Source organism: Propionibacterium sp. oral taxon 192 str. F0372 (assembly GCF_000413315.1).
Classification (GTDB): domain Bacteria; phylum Actinomycetota; class Actinomycetes; order Propionibacteriales; family Propionibacteriaceae; genus Brooklawnia.
Genome location: NZ_KE340297.1, coordinates 1,200,736 through 1,220,437, shown reverse-complemented (window position 1 = coordinate 1,220,437; position 19,702 = coordinate 1,200,736). Strand labels below are relative to the sequence as shown.

The 19,702-nt window shown below is 60.8% G+C and carries 18 protein-coding genes; 8 read left to right on the top strand and 10 right to left on the bottom strand.

All coding sequences use genetic code 11. The features are described 5' to 3' along the window. Positions 1 to 60 precede the first annotated feature (60 nt). The gene (locus tag HMPREF1531_RS05685; protein ID WP_016668971.1) at positions 61 to 714 is read left to right on the top strand and encodes a TIGR03085 family metal-binding protein; all 654 of its coding nucleotides are present in this window, start codon (positions 61 to 63) and stop codon (positions 712 to 714) included. A 208-nt stretch (positions 715 to 922) separates the two neighbouring features. On the opposite strand, the gene HMPREF1531_RS05680 is transcribed toward HMPREF1531_RS05685, so the two are convergent. After that, a complete protein-coding gene (locus tag HMPREF1531_RS05680) occupies positions 923 to 1,843 on the bottom strand; it encodes a hypothetical protein (protein ID WP_036897326.1) in 921 nt (306 codons plus the stop codon). Positions 1,844 to 1,916: 73 nt separating this feature from the next. Here HMPREF1531_RS05680 and HMPREF1531_RS14310 point away from each other — a divergent pair, with 73 nt between their 5' ends. Continuing rightward, on the top strand, positions 1,917 to 2,045 hold the full coding sequence (locus HMPREF1531_RS14310; protein WP_269593249.1) for a hypothetical protein: 129 nt from the start codon (positions 1,917 to 1,919) through the stop codon (positions 2,043 to 2,045). Between the two features lie 15 nt (positions 2,046 to 2,060). Here the strand turns inward: HMPREF1531_RS14310 and HMPREF1531_RS05675 are convergent, their stop codons facing one another. Genes HMPREF1531_RS05675 through HMPREF1531_RS05665 form a run of 3 tightly spaced genes read right to left on the bottom strand, consistent with a single transcriptional unit; the run spans position 2,061 to position 3,295 of the window. Next, on the bottom strand, positions 2,061 to 2,552 hold the full coding sequence (locus tag HMPREF1531_RS05675; protein ID WP_016668969.1) for a WXG100-like domain-containing protein: 492 nt from the start codon (positions 2,550 to 2,552) through the stop codon (positions 2,061 to 2,063). Between the two features lies 1 nt (position 2,553). Then, on the bottom strand, positions 2,554 to 2,892 hold the full coding sequence (locus tag HMPREF1531_RS05670) for a hypothetical protein (RefSeq protein WP_016668968.1): 339 nt from the start codon (positions 2,890 to 2,892) through the stop codon (positions 2,554 to 2,556). Beyond that, on the bottom strand, positions 2,885 to 3,295 hold the full coding sequence (locus HMPREF1531_RS05665; RefSeq protein WP_016668967.1) for a YbaB/EbfC family nucleoid-associated protein: 411 nt from the start codon (positions 3,293 to 3,295) through the stop codon (positions 2,885 to 2,887). Before HMPREF1531_RS05665 ends, HMPREF1531_RS05670 begins: the two co-directional genes overlap by 8 nt. A gap of 552 nt (positions 3,296 to 3,847) precedes the next feature. Between HMPREF1531_RS05665 and HMPREF1531_RS05660 the strand changes: the two genes are divergently transcribed. Further along, positions 3,848 to 7,243: a hypothetical protein gene (locus HMPREF1531_RS05660; protein WP_036897323.1), complete on the top strand. Its 3,396-nt coding sequence runs from the start codon at positions 3,848 to 3,850 to the stop codon at positions 7,241 to 7,243. An 83-nt stretch (positions 7,244 to 7,326) separates the two neighbouring features. On the opposite strand, the gene HMPREF1531_RS05655 is transcribed toward HMPREF1531_RS05660, so the two are convergent. The 4 genes from HMPREF1531_RS05655 to HMPREF1531_RS05640 are packed head-to-tail and all read right to left on the bottom strand — an operon-like array spanning position 7,327 to position 10,370. Next, positions 7,327 to 8,415 (bottom strand): S1C family serine protease, encoded by a 1,089-nt coding sequence (locus tag HMPREF1531_RS05655; protein WP_016668965.1) that lies wholly within the window; start codon positions 8,413 to 8,415, stop codon positions 7,327 to 7,329. Between the two features lie 53 nt (positions 8,416 to 8,468). After that, complete coding sequence (locus HMPREF1531_RS05650) at positions 8,469 to 9,077, bottom strand: energy-coupling factor transporter transmembrane component T family protein (protein WP_016668964.1); 609 nt, start codon at positions 9,075 to 9,077, stop codon at positions 8,469 to 8,471. Beyond that, the gene (locus HMPREF1531_RS05645) at positions 9,077 to 9,769 is read right to left on the bottom strand and encodes an energy-coupling factor ABC transporter ATP-binding protein (RefSeq protein ID WP_016668963.1); all 693 of its coding nucleotides are present in this window, start codon (positions 9,767 to 9,769) and stop codon (positions 9,077 to 9,079) included. Before HMPREF1531_RS05645 ends, HMPREF1531_RS05650 begins: the two co-directional genes overlap by 1 nt. Before the next feature lie 4 nt (positions 9,770 to 9,773). Further along, a complete protein-coding gene (locus HMPREF1531_RS05640) occupies positions 9,774 to 10,370 on the bottom strand; it encodes a biotin transporter BioY (RefSeq protein WP_016668962.1) in 597 nt (198 codons plus the stop codon). Positions 10,371 to 10,824: 454 nt separating this feature from the next. Between HMPREF1531_RS05640 and HMPREF1531_RS05635 the strand changes: the two genes are divergently transcribed. Genes HMPREF1531_RS05635 through HMPREF1531_RS05615 form a run of 5 tightly spaced genes read left to right on the top strand, consistent with a single transcriptional unit; the run spans position 10,825 to position 17,364 of the window. After that, on the top strand, positions 10,825 to 12,321 hold the full coding sequence (locus HMPREF1531_RS05635; RefSeq protein ID WP_016668961.1) for a cytochrome ubiquinol oxidase subunit I: 1,497 nt from the start codon (positions 10,825 to 10,827) through the stop codon (positions 12,319 to 12,321). A gap of 15 nt (positions 12,322 to 12,336) precedes the next feature. Beyond that, positions 12,337 to 13,422 (top strand): cytochrome d ubiquinol oxidase subunit II, encoded by a 1,086-nt coding sequence (gene cydB, locus HMPREF1531_RS05630; protein ID WP_016668960.1) that lies wholly within the window; start codon positions 12,337 to 12,339, stop codon positions 13,420 to 13,422. Then, positions 13,422 to 15,068: a thiol reductant ABC exporter subunit CydD gene (cydD, locus tag HMPREF1531_RS05625; RefSeq protein ID WP_016668959.1), complete on the top strand. Its 1,647-nt coding sequence runs from the start codon at positions 13,422 to 13,424 to the stop codon at positions 15,066 to 15,068. The genes cydB and cydD overlap by 1 nt, the downstream gene beginning before the upstream one ends. Continuing rightward, a complete protein-coding gene (gene cydC / locus HMPREF1531_RS05620) occupies positions 15,065 to 16,690 on the top strand; it encodes a thiol reductant ABC exporter subunit CydC (protein ID WP_016668958.1) in 1,626 nt (541 codons plus the stop codon). The genes cydD and cydC overlap by 4 nt, the downstream gene beginning before the upstream one ends. 50 nt (positions 16,691 to 16,740) lie before the next feature. Further along, on the top strand, positions 16,741 to 17,364 hold the full coding sequence (locus HMPREF1531_RS05615; protein WP_016668957.1) for an NAD(P)-binding domain-containing protein: 624 nt from the start codon (positions 16,741 to 16,743) through the stop codon (positions 17,362 to 17,364). 64 nt (positions 17,365 to 17,428) lie between these two features. Here the strand turns inward: HMPREF1531_RS05615 and HMPREF1531_RS05610 are convergent, their stop codons facing one another. Both HMPREF1531_RS05610 and HMPREF1531_RS05605 read right to left on the bottom strand, forming a co-directional pair. Continuing rightward, a complete protein-coding gene (locus HMPREF1531_RS05610; RefSeq protein WP_156860187.1) occupies positions 17,429 to 18,382 on the bottom strand; it encodes a hypothetical protein in 954 nt (317 codons plus the stop codon). Positions 18,383 to 18,476: 94 nt separating this feature from the next. Next, positions 18,477 to 19,463: a hypothetical protein gene (locus tag HMPREF1531_RS05605; RefSeq protein ID WP_016668955.1), complete on the bottom strand. Its 987-nt coding sequence runs from the start codon at positions 19,461 to 19,463 to the stop codon at positions 18,477 to 18,479. Between the last annotated feature and the right edge of the window lie 239 nt (positions 19,464 to 19,702).

Sequence of the window (19,702 nt, the reverse complement as noted above, 5' to 3'; positions counted from 1 at the left end):
GTTCTTCCATCCGGACCACATTGATGAGTTGCCCGGAACAGGGTTGGATAGCGTTGGGTTATGACCTACCGACTCGCTCGCACCGAAAGACACCAGCTGGCGGAGCTGTTGAGCGCCGTCGGCCCCGACGCACCGACCTTGTGCGCGGGCTGGGACGCCCATGATCTCGCCGTGCATCTGCGGTTGCGGGAGACCAATCCTTTGGCTGCGGCCGGGATGCTCATCAAGCCACTATCTGGCTATCTTGCTTCACGGTCACGCCGACTGCGTGCCGAGGTTGACTTCGATGAGCTGGTGGGGATGATCGCCGATGGGCCCCGGTTGCCGAATCCGCTGGGACTGCCGCGCATCGACGAACGGCTTAATGCCATGGAATATTTCGTGCACCACGAGGACCTGCGCCGGGCTGTCGTCGGCTGGACTCCGCGGGTGCTTGCCTCGGCGGCCGATGAGCAACTGTGGTCCCACGCTTGCTCAATGGCGCGGTTGCGGCTGGGCAGGCTACGCATCGGAGTACTGCTGGAACGAGTCGTCGATGGTCTGCCTACCGGCGAGCGGGTGGTTGTCGCCACCGGACCGCGCCCGGCGACGATCACCGCAACCGGCGCCGAGCTCCTGTTATGGCTTTACGGACGTCACGAGGTTGCACGCATCGAATTCAGCGGCGACGATTCCTCGGTCGGCAAGCTCAAGAATGCACAGTTGTCAGTGTGAGTGATACTGGGGTCGACTGTGCAGTGGAGCCAGACAATGCTGCTTTCCAATCTCACATCAAGAGCTGTGGGTGTCTGTGACCCGAGGGGTCCAATCGCCGATGGGGTCATCGAGCGGGAGCGCTGCGACGGCCAATGCTGGAGGCAAGCTATCGATCTGACGAGAACGTCTGTCCCAACATCAGCACGTCACGCTGCATGAACTCATCTCAGATGAGACCCTTATTCCGCAACAAATCGAGACCCGAATCGAAACCAAGTCCTTCGAAGATGTCGGCACCGTCGATCATGTAGGCACTCATCAGCGCATCCAATGCCTGGGCCTCACGACCTTCCTGATCCTTCAATGCCATGCCCAACACACACCACGCCATCTGGTTCTCAAGGCCACCGGGGCACTTAAATGCCTCACGCACCGCACGCTCGGCTTCCCTAAGGTATCCCTCTCGGTAGCAGGATTCCCCTAGCAATATGTAGAGTTGAGTCGCCAGCTCCCAGTGCGACAACGGCTGCGGAAGAAGATTCAGGCCCTCAATCGCCAGCGGAATCACCTTGGCATAGCTCTTCTCATCGAACAGTTCCTCGATACGATCCCATAACACGACGATTTGGTCATATGGCTCGTCCGGCAGCTCATCCGGCAACTCTGAATCCGAGCCTAAATCAGCCGCTGGAATCTGCACATGTAAAGAACCATACCCAGAAAAATCAAGGAACCAGTCGCCGTATTTTTTACTCCAACTCTTGCCATTAAACGCATCTGGCCCATACATGTCGTAAATTCCCTTGGCGCGCTCGTAAGCCTCCTCAAGGTCACCCGACTCATAGGCCAACGCAATGTCGTAAATCGCCGATTGCGGGCTCATCGGCCGATCCGTGCCCAGCACTTGGTGATACCTCTCCACCCACACCCGAGCATCCGACGGCCGACCATGCGTCAGGAAGTACTCTGCAAGACTACGGCACTCAGCCTGGAGGTAGAACCGGGCGTCCTCCTCACTACGACGCTCCCACGCCACCTGCCACAGGCGCTCGAACAACTCCAAGCCACGATCAACGTTTCCACCCCTCAGGGCTGTCCTCGCCTCAGCATCAAGCGCCTTCAGATCAACGTCGCCACAATCCATCATAACATCATCCCCATCTTGGAATCATTCATGGAATCGTCCAGAAAATTCTAAATTTCCTTCCAGACGATTGATCGTGTTTGAAGATTTTCTTGGCAAGCTTGAGGAAGTGCAGGTGTTTCTCGGCGAATTTCGCGAAGAACTCACCATTGATATCATCAATACACTTGGGAGTTATCCCAGTACTTGGGAGTCATCCCACTGACTTTGGATACTCCACTCATCCGAGCATTCCGTTCATGATCATCTCCACCGCGTAGTTGATCGCTGCCTCAATGGCCCATTTGGCCGCTTGTCTGGCAGCAAGCACAGCACCAGAGGCAAGACCAGCGGTGGCTACCGCTGATGCGATGGAAGCCGCAAGGATGGCCAGTTGGGCGATCACCGCTACCTTCATCGCCAACACGATCCCGGCAATGATTCGCAGGCCGATGCCAACACCCGTCGCAGCCAAGGACAGGTCGTGGGCAGACTTCATCGGACCTTCGGCATCGGAGTGCCACGTCTTGAAGGCCTCCACTGAAGCCCCAGAATTCTTGCCGAGCACCTCATTCGCGATGCCATTAACCGATTCTACGCTCGTCGAAGCCTTCTGGCTCAGTTGATCCCACTGTCCACCCCACTGGTTCAGCACCGACTCATCGGTCGAGGGCCAGTCGTAACCAACATATTCGAGAGCGGTACGCAACCACCCCGGAAGCATCAACCCCATGTCACATTCCTCCGAGAAATTCCATGATTGACTGTGCGAGATCCGTGTTGTCGGCCTCCGTCGCCTCATACATGTCAGCGGTCTCTTGCATCATCTGACCCTGCGTGTCAACCGATTGACCGATGCCCTGGATCGCCTCCTGGAAAGCCTGGACCACCGGCGGGTAGATCATCGCGATGGCTGCATCGGCAAGGGTTCCACCATCATTGCAACCACATGCCTCCACGTCGGACACTTGTTCCAGTAGGGATGCGATCTCCGAACCGAAGGAGGTCCCCGCACCGCTCATCTTCTCCCCGGCGCTGCGCCAACTGGCGGGATGAAACTGGATATCAGGCACGCTCGATCGCCTCCTCAATGCGCTCGAATTGCTCGCGAGTGGCTTGGGTGGCGAAGCCCTGAAGATCACGGATGTTCTTCGTCAGATCACCGAACGATCCGCCCAAAGCAATCAACTGCTCCTGCGATGCGAGGGCAGCCTGCCGCAGCGCATCGTTGAGGACATCGCGAAGTGTCCGCTCGATGGTCTGCGGCGATTTACTGCGGAGCCAGGAAGCGTTGAACTGCACATCGGTTATTTCCATGTCAGTCATCTCGACCACCACGAAACCATCCGCATCCTGAGCATGAACGCTGATTGGCTTCAGGGCATCTGCATCCGGGAGTTCATCCGCAGGCATGTTGTCGATCGTGTCCGCAACCCGTGTTAGTCGCGCAAAGACATCCGCCATACTCTCGGCCATCCGTACTCCATTCGCATCAAGTACCGGCAGGGGGTTCCGCCAAGTGCTCACATGCTACGTGGCCCGGGTGTCATGTCATTCAGATGCCCAGTCGCCAATCCATCGGTGCACTCATCCTCAGTGGCGCCTGAGACCCTGCATGCCGCATCTTCGCTGATCAGCCACACCACGTAGAACGCCCGACGAACAGGCCAGATGCCCACATGCGCTCCGGATGAGATAACCAGACGCTGATGATGAACGAGGCGGGGCGGAGTTGCGCCGTCACAACTCCCGCATACGGTTCTCGTGATCAGCGAGTTCGTCCAAGAGGAATCGGTCCCGCAGCTCCTTCAGGAACTTGATCACTTGCACACCTCTCGTTGAATCCTCAGGGTTCTTGACGCATCCGAAGCTACGCACTGACACCGAAGAACCGGAGAAATCTGGCAACTTGGTTGCAGGCAAGTCTACTGCAACCAAGTTGCCAGCCGTTTCCGAGACAGGCCCAAGACCTTGGCAACCGTCATGAGACCCTGTCTGAGCAATGCCCAGGTCTGGTTCACTGGGGCTATGGTGCAAGATTCCCTGAATGCCGCAATCAACCTGCGTCTGGCACTGCTGGAGCTCCCGACAACCGCGAGCGACAACGAGGACCTTGACCTGGTGGAGCCACTGCTGGCCCGTCAGCGTGAACTGTCCCGCCGCCTTTCCGACCGCCTGTGTCCTGCAGACCAGCGCATCCAGGATTTCCTCGACGATTACCTTGCTGACGTTGAGGCCTCCCCACAACTCCCTCGTCAGACCCTGATCCTCGACCAAGCAGGACTCGCCCGCGGTCTGTCTCTGCCCTGTGACGGCGACGAATTCCACTCCGACGTCGTGGCGTCTTACCGCTTGGTGAACGGCGTGCTGCACAACCCTCGCAATGACCGCCGCACCACCGCCGGGGTGTTCCACATCGCTCAAGGTGGTCTGCCTATCCCCGACGACAAGATCGCTGTACGCAAGGATGTCTTCGCTCGCATCCTGGAGCTTTCTTTCCAGCCACCCCACGCCGACATGCTGTTGCCCTACACTGCAAACCAGCCCACGCCGTCGTCGTGTTTCGCTTCCCTGTTCATGCGCCCCTTGGTGGTGCCCGCTGTGCCGGGTCGTGGCCCGGTCAAGACGATGGAGATCCGCTTCATCGTCCCGGGTGGGTTGGTCTGCAACCTCGACTTCGTCGAAGGGATTTTCGGCAATGCCGGAGACCCACAGCTGCCGGAGAACGACGCTGCCCTCGATCCGATCGGCTGGTCGGGACATACCGGGCTCGTCGTCTTGGCCCCCCACCTGACCACCGTCACCAAGAAATCTCTGGGTCTGCCACACATTGACGAGGCCACCGAGCGGGAGCGCCGCGATGGCCAGTGCTGGAGCGATCCTGGCGAGCTCTACAACGACGGCAAAGCCTTCAAGGTGTGTGCCCGCGACGAGCGCGGGGTCATGGTCACCGTCGTCGCGGACAACTACTTCGGCTACTGCAAGAAGGAAGTCAAGACCCAGCTCTCCTATGCGGCGAACCTGCTCGGCGCCGCGGAGGAAGAGCACTCTGGTGGCGCCCTGGTGTACCCGGCCTACAACCTGGGCCAGGATTTCCACGACACCTACACCACCCCCGACTACACCTTCGCCGATGTCGTCGCCCGCAACCCGGAACGCTGGTCGATGAATCCCGACGGGACCGCCACCGATCTGCGGAACCCCCGCGTCATCCTGGTGCCCGCCGGTGCCTGTTACTCAATGCGCGACCAACAGATCACCTGGAGTGACCAGGCCGGGGAGCACCACACCAAGCTGCACACTGGCAAGGAGTACATGACCCCAATGGGGTACCGTGTCTACGCCAAGCACCGTGAGCTAGACGAGACCCAGTGGCATTTGATCGGCGTCTCGCCAATCTCCACCCAGGCCCACAAACCAGCCACCGTTTCCGGGGGCGGCAAATCCGAGATCTCGAAATCCCTGGCCGATGCCTTCGTCTTCGACAACGCCTACACCGCCGATTTCGAGGCTGACATTGAGGCGGTCCAAGCCCTGCTGGACAAGGACTACTCCGAACGCTGGGCTGATGCCTCGCAGAACGGCTCCGACCGCCGCGAGTTGCTCTCCCCTGAGCGTTCCCTCGGCTCGGTGATCAAGCTTCTCACCCCATCTAAGCTCTATTGCGAACAGTACAACGCCTTCTTGAACCAGATCCCCTCGCACATCAAGGAACTGGTGTTCACAGTCAAGCGCTTCTACAAGCCCGAATGGGGTGCCGACTGGCGGTCCCATTTCTCGGTGGGCATCATGAACGGTCTCCAGGGCAATGCACTGCGACTGGATGGGGAGAAAGTCATCGCCAACATGTTGCGCGTCGGTTTCCAGCCCGACGGTTCCTGGCGGTTGTTCTCACTGCGTCCGGACTTCTCACCCGCGATCAAGGTGCAGACCGAAGACGACATCACCGTCTCGACGGTGTGCGCTCCCTTCGAGACCCCGGCAACCGGCTCCGGAAGCCAGGAGAGCCCATCACGCAAATTCGTCATGAACTGCGAACAGCTACTTTTCCAACGCCCTGACGATGCCGTGATCCGCGGCTACGACAAGCAGGCCGAGCGTGATCTCGCCGGGCGCGATACCTTCATCTCCAATTTCGAACCGCTCACCCACGACGAGGCCCGGGCCCTGGAGGAAAACTCACCGGTCTATTCCCAGTACACCGGCCCGATGCGTAAGTTGATCTCCGAGGTAGCCTTGATGGGCAACGACCAGCATCCCAGTTGGTGGATCGCTTCCGACCAGTCGCGGATCGTCGACGGGAAGCGTTCCAAGAACCCGCGCTACCTACAAACCCGCCCCGACGTCGCCAATCCCGAACTAACCATGACTGCCGAGGTGGCCTCCAAGTTGGTGCGCAAACTGCCGACCGACGCCTTCGCGCCGCTCTCGGTGGACATCGTCGCCGCTGGCCGCCGCAACAACCCGAAGGAAGCGGGGGTACCGCCGCTGTGCGTTTACAACCCGCTGCATTACATGGAGCTGCCGGAACTGTTCATGGAGTTCATCTCCTCAATGACCGGCAAATCCCCTTCGACCACCGGCGCCGGTTCCGAGGGCGCATTGACCAAGGGCCCCTTCAATGCCCTGCTTCCCATCATCGACCTCAACTCGGCGCTGCTCTCCTATGCCTTGACCGGCTACGACGGCTGGCTGTCGTCGGCAGGGTATATCGGGCCAAACGTGCAGGTGGCCCACGACATTTCGATGCTGATTCCGGAATTGTTCTGCCGGATGCTGCCCGCCGAGCGGGATGCCGCAACACTCATCGCGGGCGGTTTTCTGGAGAAACTGGAAGATTTCGAATTCGAGGGCCGCACGGTACTCGCCTCACGGCTGGGTTACCGCATCAACCAGCAGTTCACCACCACCTATTTCGGGCGCATCTTCCTGCACCCCGACGTCGTATTCACCGACGAGATGCTGGCCCCCGAGCTGCAGGATATGGCCATCTTCGCCGAATCGATGGATACCATCGTCACCACCCACCAGCGGGTGGCCAAGGCATACTTCAGAGATGGTGGCATTGAGCTGGCAGTGCCCCCGCTGCGCGGGCTACTCGAGATCATGGCCGACGGACACACCGCGCAGGGCTGGACGCTAGATTCCCCCGAGTTCCGGCGCATGTTCGACCGCGAGATGATCCTGGCCTCCGACTGGTATGCCGAGCGGCTCAAGGTGAAAGCCTCCCTGGACGCCAAGCGCCAGCAGGCGACTGTGGAGGCCTTGGAGGCCTTCGCCGCTGAGGCGACCGAGCGGGTGGCCCAGCGCCTCGACCTGGCTGGGCGCACCGAACTGGCCCGCACCGAACTGAACCGGGTGCGGTCCGACAGCTACCGCCAGTCGCTGGTCGGCACCATCGGGGTCCAACCGAAACTGCACTGAACCACCAACCGGTGGCGTCGTGTCCCGCCCAGGAGGCCACCGTGTCCGGTCGCAAGCCTGTGGAGGACGTCGCGACGCTGCTCTCAGTTCAGCCAGCCGGTTCCCAGATGCACCGAGACCTTGTCGGTGATCCCGGTGTCCTTCTCCCGCCAGGAAAGAGTAACAAGGGTGCCAGGTTCGAGCTGTTCGATCTGTTCGAACAGCTCGCCGACATTGTCGACCGGTTGCTCGTCGAGGGCAGTCACCACGTCACCCACATCCAATCCAGAGCCCTCCAGCGGGGAGAGCTCCTCCACCTTGACGACCATCGGGGTGTCGATACCGAGTTCCAGACCTAGCCGGGGTCGTGGCCCCAGCCGGATGTGGCCTGCCTCCTTCCCGGCCCGCACCTGATCGGCCACGGCAATGGCCTGTTGAATCGGGATCGAATAGGTGTGATGACCATCGCCGGTGTCTTCGGAAATGGCGGTGGTCATGGCGACGACCTCCCCGTCGGCGTCGATGGTGGGCCCACCGGAATACCCAGGAACTGCAGATGCGGTCGTGGTGATGAGGCCCAGCAGTTCGGTGTCGTGCGAGCCCTGGAAGTTCGAGGGGATGCTCACCTTCTGGTCGATGCCGACAATCTCTCCGCTGGTGGTGCGCAGCACTCCGTTGCCCCTGGCATTGCCGACGCAGGTGAGCCTCTCCCCCACCTGCGGTGGGATGGTGTCAATCCGGGCGGGGGCGAGTCTGTTAGCACCCTCCATCTGCAATACGGCAATGTCCGCCCACATGTCACGCCCCAGCACGGTGACCTGGTGACGTTCCCCATCTGGGCCGTTCACCCCCTCAATGGAGATGGTGTCTTGAACGACGTGGTAATTCGTCACGATAATCCCAGAGGGGTCGGTGATCACACCGGTGCCGGTCGAGAAGTAGCCATCGCCCAGATCGCCGAAGAGTAGAACAACCCCGACAGTGAGTTCTTCGGGGGCAGGTGCCTCGTCGGTGGGTTGTTCGCCGGGATCCTCCGGAGCCGGGGAAACCGGGACCGCAGGAGCCTGCTGGATGGCCACATAGCCCTGACCGTAGTTCAACAGCAACTCTCCACCGACTGCCACCACGCAGATCAATAGAACGAACACACCCAACGTGACAGCTACGTTGCTGCGAGGCGTCCTGTTGTTCATGGCGTCATGGTACCGGCGACACCGGTCGCTGCCTGGTGCCGCCGGTCCTCGGATCAGTCGTCAAAACCACGTGCCACCAGTGCCTCACCCATGGCGTCGGCGTCACGCAGTGCCCGCACGATCAGGGGAACCGCGAAAGCCCGGATGTCGCGCACGGCACCACGTGCCGTCTGTGCCTCCGAGATTTCCCGGGAGAGCTCGTACACCAGCGGCACCACGCGGATTCCGAGCAGCAGGATCAACCCAACCCGTTCCGGATCAACCCCGAAACGACGCAATACCCCGAACAACCGCACCAAGACATCGACCAAGTCAGTGGTTCGCGTGGTCAGCGTCACCAAGCTCGCGACGGCCACCAGAACGAGGATCATCCCAGGAACGGCGACGGCCTTCTGCCACGTCGCGGTGATCCACGTCATCGCAGCGATGACGATCATGAGCAGCATCATCGGCCGGATCTGATGCCACATCAGCCCAAGGCCTAGACCCGCCGAGAGATAGACCACCCCAACAACAGCGAAGGTGGCCAGCACCCACCACCAGGTGCCCTGGATGACCACCGATGCGGCACCGATCATGAACAGGGCAAGCAGTTTCGTCCAGGCCGGTGCCCGGTGCAGCCAGGAGGTACCCGGTTGGTACAAGCCAAGGGTGGATTTCATCAGTCCATCAACGATCTGTAGTGGGCCAGGGCCGGGGCAGGGGCGTCGTCGGCCACCAGACGGCCCGCGTCGAAGACCAGCACCCGGTCAAAATCGGTAAGCAAATCGAGATGGTGGGTAGCCAGCACCACTGTCTGATCCAGTTCAGCGACGAGCCGTGCGAAGCGACGGGCATTGCGTAGGTCGAGCAGGGTGGTGGGCTCGTCCATGATGAGCAGCCTCGGGGAGGTGATGAGCACCGAGGCCAGGGCCAGCAGCTGCTTCTGCCCACCGGACAGGAGATGAGCCGGGTGGTCACGGTGCGAGCTGAGTCCGTAGTGCTCAAGCATCGCGGCCACCCGGTCGCTAATCTCCTCACGCGTCAGACCGGAGCGCCGCAACCCGAAGGCCACATCCTCGGCGACGGTGGGCATGATGATCTGGGAGTCGGGGTCAGTGAACAGGAAACCGGTCATCCGCCGCACCGTGGCTGGCTCGGCGGCGACATCGATTCCGTCGACGAGCACCCTGCCCTGCGTGGGGGCAATCAGGGCATCAAGCATCCTCACGAAGGTCGATTTTCCCGACCCATTGTGGCCGACCACCCCGATACGGGTCTGATCGGCGTCCACGTTCACATCGTCGAGCACCAACCGGGACAGTGGGCCTTCCCCATAGCGGTGGGAAAGATGTTCGACCCGGATGTGGACCACTGTCTCAACCCTCCGGTTGCGAGAAGCTGTCCTGGGCCCCCCGGTTCCGGTGCGGGAGCAACCGCGGATAAGCGGAGTGCACCCCCTTAGCGATCACTGCAGCTATCACCGCCTTCATGGTATCGCCAACCAGGAAAGGCGCGTTAGTGACCAAGGCCTTCTGGAAGCTCATGTCGGCCCGCAGCATCAGACCTGCGATACCGAAGCAGTAGAGCACGACGATGCCCCCGAGCAGATGGATACCGATTCCCTCCCACAGCTTGTAGGGAGCGCCCACCTTGTAGGTAGCCCAGCCCATGAACCCGGCGACAATCGGCCAGCCGACCAGGAACCCGACCGAGGGACCGAAGAACACACCGGTACCACCGCGACCGCCAGCCAGCAGGGGAAGCCCGATGGCGACGAGCGCCAAGAACAGCAGCTGCGAGGCAAAGCCCCGGTAACCGCCCAAGATCGCCCCGGCCAGCATCACGCCCAGGGTCTGCGCGGTGATAGGGAGCGGGCCAACGGGTATCGGCGGGATGATTCCCAAGGCAGCGGTCACTCCGGCAAAAACCGCTATCAGGGCGATGTCACGAGCCGGATGTATGGTTTTTCCCATCAAAGTCCTCTCTCGAATCCAACCAAACCCTAACAGCGTTAGATAGGTACTGGCACACCACCCCCACCGACTTCCGCCGCCGTCCCAGCGCAGCGTGATCAGCAAGACCCCCAAGCACGGCGTCATGCGGTCACATTGCGAGGGCACGAGAGACAAACTGCACGGTGCATCAGAGACAGCGGAAAGGTCAAACCACAGTGGTACCCGAGACGCCTGCCTTCGTTCAGTGAGCTCCAACTGTGTGGCACTCAGCCACAACACAGGCCCTGTTCGCCACTGGCAGAATGATCAAGAAATTCTCGACAGAAGCGCTTGTGAAACAGGTATTCTCGGCGAGACGAGGGAGCGATGAGCCCTCCGGAGAGCTGTCGTCGGCGCACACCCTCTGCTCATCAGACCCCGGTGGGATGCTTCTGGTCATTAGTGGAGCCAACATCGCGGTAGTCTTCCGCGCATGGACGCACAGGTACTCGCGCGTTGGCAGTTTGGAATCACGACTGTCTACCACTTCTTCTTCGTGCCCGTCACACTCGGTACTGCATGGATAGTCGCCATACTCGAGACACGATGGCGGCGTACTGGTGACATCCAGTGGCTTCGCATGACCAAGTTCTTCGCCAAACTCTTCCTGATCAATTTCGCTGCCGGCGTGGCCACCGGCATCGTCCAAGAGTTCCAGTTCGGCATGAACTGGTCGGAGTACTCCCGTTTCGTGGGTGACGTTTTCGGCGTCCCGCTCGCCCTGGAGGCGCTCATCGCCTTTTTCTTCGAGTCAACCTTCATCGGGCTGTGGATCTTCGGCTGGGACAAGCTCGGTCCGCGCACCCACAACCTGATGATGTACTTCGTCGCGCTTGGTTCGACGCTGTCGGCCGCCTTCATCCTCGCGGCGAACTGCTTCATGCAAAATCCGGTCGGGGCCACCTACAACAACGGTCGCGCCGAGCTCATCGATTTCGGGGAACTATTCACCAACCCCTTCTTCCTGGTCACCTTCCCGCATCAGATCGGGGCCGGATTGATGGCCGGTGGCTCGCTGCTAGTCGGCATCGCAGGGTGGAAACTCGCCCAGGCGGCCAAGGAATCCACCGATCACCCTGACGCTGATGTGCTGCGGCGCACCGCTCGCATGGGTGCCTGGACGCTGCTCGCAGCCACCCTTGTGGTCTTCGGTTCTGGACATGCTCAGGCCCAAGTCGAGGCCGAATTCCAGCCGATGAAACTCGCCGCATCCGAGGGCCTCATCGAGACCACCAATGCCGCCGGATTCTCGATCGTCGGTATCTTCACCCAGCAACGCAATGCCGAGGGAATCACCGAGGTCCACGAGGTTTTCTCCTGGGAAGTTCCCTACGTCCTGAGCTTCTTGGCCTTCAACGACCCGAATGCGGAGGTGAAAGGCATCGCAGATCTCACCAACGAATACCTGACATCGGGCTATCAGAACGTCAACGGCGAGACCACCCGGCTGCAGAAGGAATTCGTCTCCGAGCTAGATACTCTCGGCGTCGATCCGGTGCCTAACGTCATGATGTCCTACTACTCTTTCCGACTGATGATCGGCCTTGGCTCGCTGGCTGCTCTCGGCGGGCTGGCCATGCTGTGGGTCACCCGCAAGGGCGGAGCGCCGAAGGCCAACAAGGTCTGGAGGATCGGCCTGGGTGTGTTGCCCTTCCTTCCAGTGCTCGGCAACTCTTTCGGCTGGATCCTCACCGAGATGGGTCGTCAGCCGTGGGTTGTCTACGGAGTGCTGCCCACCTGGATGGCCGTCTCACCGAATGTCAGTGCTGGAGAGGTCCTGGCCTCGATGGCCGCCTTCGGTCTGGTCTACGGGATCATCGCCGTAATCGTGTTGAAGCTGTTCTTCGTTCACGCAGCCAAGGATCTACCCGAGGTTACAGAACCTACGCTCGACAAGCACCCCGACGCCCCGATCTCCTTCGCCTACTGACCCGGAGTGGTTGATATGTCACACGAAACTCTGATCACCATCTGGTTTCTTCTGGAAGCTGTCCTGTGGATCGGTTTCTTCTTCCTGGAGGGCTTCGACTTCGGCGTCGCTATGCTCTATCCGGTCATTGGACGCGATCCTCGCGAACGCCGCGTCATGATCAACGCTATCGGCCCAACCTGGGACGCCAATGAGGTGTGGCTGATCGCCGCTGGTGGCGCGATGTTCGCGGCTTTCCCTGGCTGGTATTCGGCGCTGTTCGCAGGCCTTTACCTGCCGCTGCTGCTGGTGCTGCTGGGCCTGATCGTGCGCGCCATCTCCTTCGAATACCGCGCTCTGATGCCCGACGACAACTGGCGTGATTCCTTCGACTGGTGCTCCACCATCGGTTCGCTCATTGTCTCGCTGGTCTTCGGGGTCGGCTTCGCCAATATGTGGATTGGCATGCCAATGGCCGGCGATCCTGCGTACGTGACCAGTTCCTTCTGGTCGCTGTTTTCCCCCTTCGGTCTGCTGGGCGGAATACTGGCCGTGGCATTGTTCATGGTGCACGGGGCTGTCTTCCTCTCCCTGAAGACCTCCGGAGAGGTCCGGGAGAAAGCAAACCGCGTCGTCAAGGCCCTCGGCCCAGTGGCCCTGCTGCTGCTGGTGGCCTTCATCGTCATTGGCAACATCGCCTACCCGGCCTCAGACAACCCCTTCCTCGGCGACGGGGCGACGATGGCCATGTGGATAACCGGGGTAGTGTGCGTCGTCGCCCTCGGTTTCGCGGTCGTGATGCACAACCGTCAGGATCCTTGGCGTCGCGAAGGTCTGGCCTTCCTCGGCACGGGGGCGGCCATCATTGCGCTGTTCGCCAGCCACTTCATCAAGATGTACGGCACCTTGGGCTTTGCCCCAGCGCCGGGCACCGAATTCAATGCTGGTGTGGCGGCCTCCTCGCAGGCCACCTTGTCGCTGATGTCGATGGCTGCCCTGGTCATCATGCCGATCGTGCTGGCCTGCACGGCATGGTCCTATACGGTGTTCCGTCGCCGTTTGTCGGTGCGGAACATGCCGCCGGAGCCTAGTGAGGCCGCAGAAGTACTGGCTAAGAGTTAATGGCTGCTCCACTCGACAGGCGACTGCTGCACCGTGCGACAGCGGCCAAGATCTTCCTGGTCGCTGTCGGCGCGACCGGAATCCTCAACGGGGTCGCCGTCGTCGCCCAGGCCTGGTTGATCGCCCACCTAGTGGCAGGGGTTTTCGACACCGGCGGGTTCCATGCCGCTCCCCTGCCTGGTTTTACCGCAGGATTGTGGTGTCTGGCCACGGTCTTCGTCGTGCGAGCAGTGTTGGTCTGGGCCACCAGCCGCTGGGCGCATCGCGCGTCGGCAGCGGTGAAATCCCAGCTGCGCATTGAGTTGATGCGCGCCCGCCTGAAACGCCCCAGCGACGCCACCACCACCTCCTCCCAGCTGATCCACCTCGTCACCCAGGGACTGGATGCCTTGGACGGGTATTTCGCGAAATTCCTGCCGCAGATGATGATCGCGATCTTCGTCCCGGCCGGGATCTGGGTGATCATCACCATTACCGACTGGGTCTCCGGGATCATCGTGGCCATCACGATTCCACTGGTCATCGTGTTCATGGTGCTCATCGGCCTGGCCACCCGCTCCGAGGTGGACAAGCGCCTGGCGGCCCAGACCAAGCTCGCGAATCACTTCGCCGACCTAGTCACCGGCCTGCCCACTTTGCAGGTTTTCGGCAGGGCGAAAGCACAGTCGAAGGGACTGGAAGTCACCGAGCAGGCCGCCCGGACTTCCACCATGAAGACCCTGGCAATGGCTTTCGCCTCCGGTGGAGTGCTGGAGTTTATCGCCACCTTGTCGGTGGCCCTGATCGCAGTTAATGTCGGTTTCCGCACCGTCGACGGGGCATTCGACCTGGCCACAGCCTTATTCGTGTTGATGCTCGCCCCGGAGGCCTATCTACCGATCCGTCAGGTGGGCGCCCATTTCCATGATTCTGCCGACGGCACGGCGGCTGCTCAGATGGCCCTGGACATCATCGACGCAGCCGAGCGGCCCATCGGCGTCATTGACGCGGCTGGTCTGGGAGCGATCACCGTCGTCTTCGAGAATGTCGGGGTGCACCACGAGGGGGCAGCCCGGCCCTCACTCAGCGGACTGAATCTGGAGCTCTCCCCCGGACGGACTGTCGTCTTGGTTGGCGCCTCGGGAGCCGGTAAGTCCACCGCTTTGTCAGTACTGATGGGATTCACCACCCCCACCACCGGGCGGGTCACGGTCTGCGGAGTCGACCTGGCAGATCTTGACCCGGAATCCTGGCGGTCCCGGATTGCCTGGGTCTCCCAGGATCCGGGGATGGTACGCGGCACGATCTCCTCGAATGTACGCATGGGTAATCCAGGTGCCGACGATGATGCGGTGCGCAGCGCTCTCGACCGGTGCGGTGCCGAATCTCTGGCCCTGGACCGTCCGATTGCCGACGACGGTGAGGGGCTGTCAGCCGGTGAGCGTCGTCGCGTCGCCATGGCCCGCGCCCTGTTGCGCGTCGAAGCCGGTGGAGTTGATCTGCTCGTGTTGGATGAACCCACGGCGGGTCTCGACCAAACCACCGAGACCCGGGTCGTCGAACTGGTGCGCTCGATGGGGGTCTTGGTGGTGGCGGTCACCCACCGCGATGCGCTGCTCAGCATCGCCGACGAGATCGTTGAGGTCGGATCGGGGGTGCGGTCATGAGCGATCGGTCGGCCACAATGCCCCAGGTAATCGGCTTGACTCGTTCCCTGATCCCGCGCATGCCGCGTGGCTGGCTACGATTTACATCGTCACTCGCTATGGCCGTGCTCACCGCAGTCTCCTCAATCGGGTTGATGGGGTTATCGGCATGGTTGTTGTCGCGGGCCGCAGAGCATCCCCCGGTGATGTACCTGACTGCCGCCGCGGTCGGGGTCAGATTCTTCGGCATCGGGCGGGGCGTATTCCGCTATCTGGAACGTCTGGTCGGCCACGAGCTCGCCTTCAGAATGCAGTCCCTACTGCGGATGGATTCCTACGCGAAGCTGGCCGACACTACCTTGCTAGGGCGTCGCTTGGGTGATCTGCTCGTACGGGTCATCGCCGACGTGGAGGCGATCGTCGATCTGCTGGTGCGGGTGATCATGCCGTTTTGTTCGGCGATGGTGGTCATCGCTGGTACTTCGGTGCTGCTGGCCCTCTTCTCACCGGGCGCAGCACTCCTGCTGCTGGTGACCTCCTTACTCTCGGGCGTCGTCATCCCATGGGCGGCCCAGCGATGGTCGCACGCTGCCGACATCCGGGCGATTCCGGCACGCGGCGAATTGGGGGATCTGGTGCGCGAGATGACACTCAACGCGACCGATCTGGTGGCCCACCAGATGGGCGAGAAGCGGTTGGCCGAGTTGGCCCAGGTTGACGACGATTTGCGGGCCGCGGAGGCACGCGGAGCCTGGACCCGCGGAGTGGCCGGCGCCGGACAGCTCTTTTTCACCGGGATGACCGTCGTCGGCGGGCTGGTGATCGGCGGGGCTGCGGTGGTGTCTGGACAGATGCCCGGACGCGATTTGGCGATCCTGGTCCTGGTCCCGTTGGCCATGCATGAAATCTTCGCCGATTTCAGCCGGGCCGCGCAGACCCTCACCAGATCGCGCTCGGCGCTAGGCCGGGTGCTGCAGGTGTTGCATGCCCCGGCGATCGGAACCGGAGACCGGGTGGTGGATCAGGATGCCACCACCGTGGGGCTGGTGCTGGAGGGTGTGGGTGTCGGCTGGCCGGATGCCGGGGAAATCCTTGCTGGGGTCGATCTGCACGTTGCCCCCGGGGAGCGGGTCGGGATCGTCGGGGCCTCCGGGCTGGGCAAGACCACCCTGGCAGTCACCATCATGGGTATGATCCCGCCGACGGCGGGAACGATCAGCGCCCCAGCGTCGATTGGTTATCTTGCCCAGGATGCTCACATTTTCGCCACGTCAGTCGCCGAGAACATCCGTATCGGCAACAAGAACGCATCTGACAAACAGGTTGCCCGGGCCATGGAGCGGGCTGGTCTCAGTCTGGATCCTGAACGGGTGATCGGCGAGTTGGGAGCGACCCTCTCAGGCGGGGAAGCCCAGCGAATCGCCCTCGCCAGGGTGCTTGTCGCCGATCGCATCCCGGAGTTGATGATCTTGGACGAACCGACCGAGCATCTCGACCGGCAGAGTGCCGAAGCTCTGCTCGACGACCTGTTCGCCGCCACCAACCAAGCTGCAATGGTGGTGATCACCCATGACCATGATCTGATGAGCCGATGCGATCGGATCGTCGATCTGTCACAGTGGGCACAACGTTCGGTGCGGTGAAGCGCTCAAATTCCAGGAGCAGCCGAGCGGGAATGAGGGGTGAGTAAGTCATGAAAGTTCTGGGTATCATCGGAGGCGGCAAGCTGGGCCGTGCCATCGCACGTGCCGCGCTCACGAGCGGCTGGACAGTACTGGTGCACGACCTCGCGCCTGTTCCGGAATTGTTCTCCCTCGTCGACGGAAATGAAAGTGCCAAGCTGGTGGATGGACCGGAATTGGCGCAGCACAGCGACGTCATACTGCTTGCGGTTCCCTTCGAGGCATCGGCTGAGCTCGACTGGTCACTGTTCACCGACCGGATCGTGCTCGACGCGATGAACCAATGGTCGACGATTGGTGAGACCGAGCACGCACCAGCTATCTCGACGACCACGAGCGTACAGGCCCGCAATCCGCAGATGCGGTTGGTGAAGTCGCTGAACCATTTCAGCTACCACGACTACCGAGACGACAAGCGGGCGCTTGATGTCGCCGCGCACCGGGCCATGGCGGTGATTTCTGATGACATTGAGGCAGCTGCGGTAGTTGCCGGTCTGGTTCGTGACATTGGCTATGCGCCGGTGATTGCCGGGATGGATTGCGCCCATCTGCTGGATCCGAAAGGCCCGGTTTTTGGTGCCGACGTCGACGAGCCTGGGATGCGCGTCTTGTTGGGTGCGACCCGGAATCATTGAGCCTAGCTCAGGTCTAGCGCCTGCGAAATTGCCATTACAGGAAGCAAGAATCGGTCATCGGCGGTCAGCGTTTGGGGATGTTGCCTTCGAGGTATTGTTTCTTGTCTTTGCGGTCTGCGAGGTTGTGGGAGTTGGCTTCCCAGTGGAGGGTGCCGTTGTCGCCGCCGGTGAAGGTGATGCCGCTGATGGCGGCTACGTCGATGTGGGGTGAGGTGAGCAGGCTGGTGATGGTGTTGGCGATGGTGTCGGGGCCGTAGTCGTTGATGGCAAAAGGTGGCCCGGCCATACCGGAACATGTCAACGGTAGGGGGGTGGTGGGTTGTGTGGTGGTTGCCCCGATGCTGGCGTGGCAGGGTTCACCTTGAGTGTTGATGGTTTCGCCTGAGGAGATGACGATGCGTCGGCTTTCGACGTCGTACAAGATGTCGCTGATGTTGGGTGTGCCGAATAGTTGGGTGACTGCTTGGTCGATAGCGGTGTAGCTTTGTGCGGTAGTGAGGTCGAGGGCGGGGATGAGCAGCGGCTCGCCATTGATGGTGGCTTTACCATCGACGGCGGGATGATCTTGCCTGTTGTTGCATTCGACCCAGGTGGCGATAGCCCCCGATGGGGTGGTGGCGGCACGGGCTGTGGTGGGGGCGCAATTGTCTTCTTCCTTATGTGTAGTTTTGGCGAGCTCAGTCAACGTATCAATGGACGGGAAAGCACTCACATCCATCAACACACCCACAGGAGGATCAAAGGATCCTTGACTAGCGACTTTCCCATCATTGAGGGCATACGAGCCGGTGGTACCGTCGCGGGTGGTACTCACCGACACGTTATCGCGTTTTGTGGCTCCTGCGACCGTGACGTCCATGGCGAAGATTTGGTTTCCGGTGACCGCGGTGATCTCGGCGAGTTGATCTTTCGGGGATTTGGTTGGTGTGCACCCGGCCAGTGACGCGGCCACCGTCACCGCGGCCGCCATACCGGCTGCTGCCCGAACCACTACTACCCGATGATGTTGCCAATCCATGACCAAACCCCAATCCATCTACAATCGCACACCAACTCAAACCAACCCTTGCCGTGCACCACACACACGCCCGGCGCACGGCAGGAGTATGTGGTCAGATCCAGGCATTCGTGGCATCAACGCCCCCCGAAGCGTAACACTGGCCGCCGGGATCCTCGCTCACCTTGGTGGCACCATTATAGGAGCCATCATTGGTCTGGTTCTGGCGAGCCGAGTTAACCGCTTCTTGGAGGGTCGTACCGATCTGCGTGGATGCCTGAATCCACTTCTGGCCTTCACTCTCTAAATTGTTCGTGAAATCAATCAATCCACGAACAATGGCATCCACCGAGCACGTGCGCTTGTAGAAATGAAAATCATCCCACCGGGAATCGCCCATGGCCTCGAAATTCTGCTTGGTTTCAGGAGGAGTATCGGCGCCAGTCGTCAAGCCTATCTGCCTGTCGAACTCGTCGACGAGGGCATCCACGACGGTTGCTTGCACCTGCACCAATGCATGCAAAGCATCCCGTGAATTACGAGCCAACGACTCCAAGGCAGCGACCTCGGTGGTGCGGTCGTTGGCGTCTTGCCGGTAGGCATCTCCCGCATCGCCTTGCCAGCTTTCGGTCTTGGTGGTCTGGGAATCCTCCACGATCTTGTGCAGATCGGTCATCGCCTTATGCCAGCCGTCGTACGGGCTCTGATTGTTGACCGACGCGTCGGCCGTCTCGATCCACTTACCAGCCGAACCGGTGCCACCGCTAGGAGAAAACCCTTCAGGGAAACCCGCCGACATGCCACCCATCGCCGTGGAACCCACCAGCGAATCCAAATTACGGCACATGGTCTGCTCGGCTTTCAAGAAGTTCGCAGCAGTCGCCTCCGCGTCATAGCCATCGCACAACGGCCCATCGGCCGCCGCCTTGGCATTCTCAGCTTCTGCGCGGTCATTGGTCAACGCGGTGGAAAACCTAGCGACCAACGCATCCAACACATTCTTCAGATTCTGCCCATCAAAGATCTGAACAACAGTCCCTTCCCCTTCTGCGGGCGTGAAAGACCCACTGGGAACCTGTGCAGCATGACTGAAATTACTCATTTCTTGAAACTCACTTTCATCCCAAGAGCAGCATTCGTTTCCTCCGTCTGCGCGTAATCATTCGAAGAATTTAATAACCGAATCGCCACCCATACTGAAATTGATCCTATCGACTGATCAAATTGATTTTCTACCCCGATTAATTCTTCACCCCGCAGATCACTTGCTAGCCACAACAGTCAGAACGAGAAACCATTCCCCAGCTTCCCGAGCAAGATTGATTTTCTACCCCGATTTAC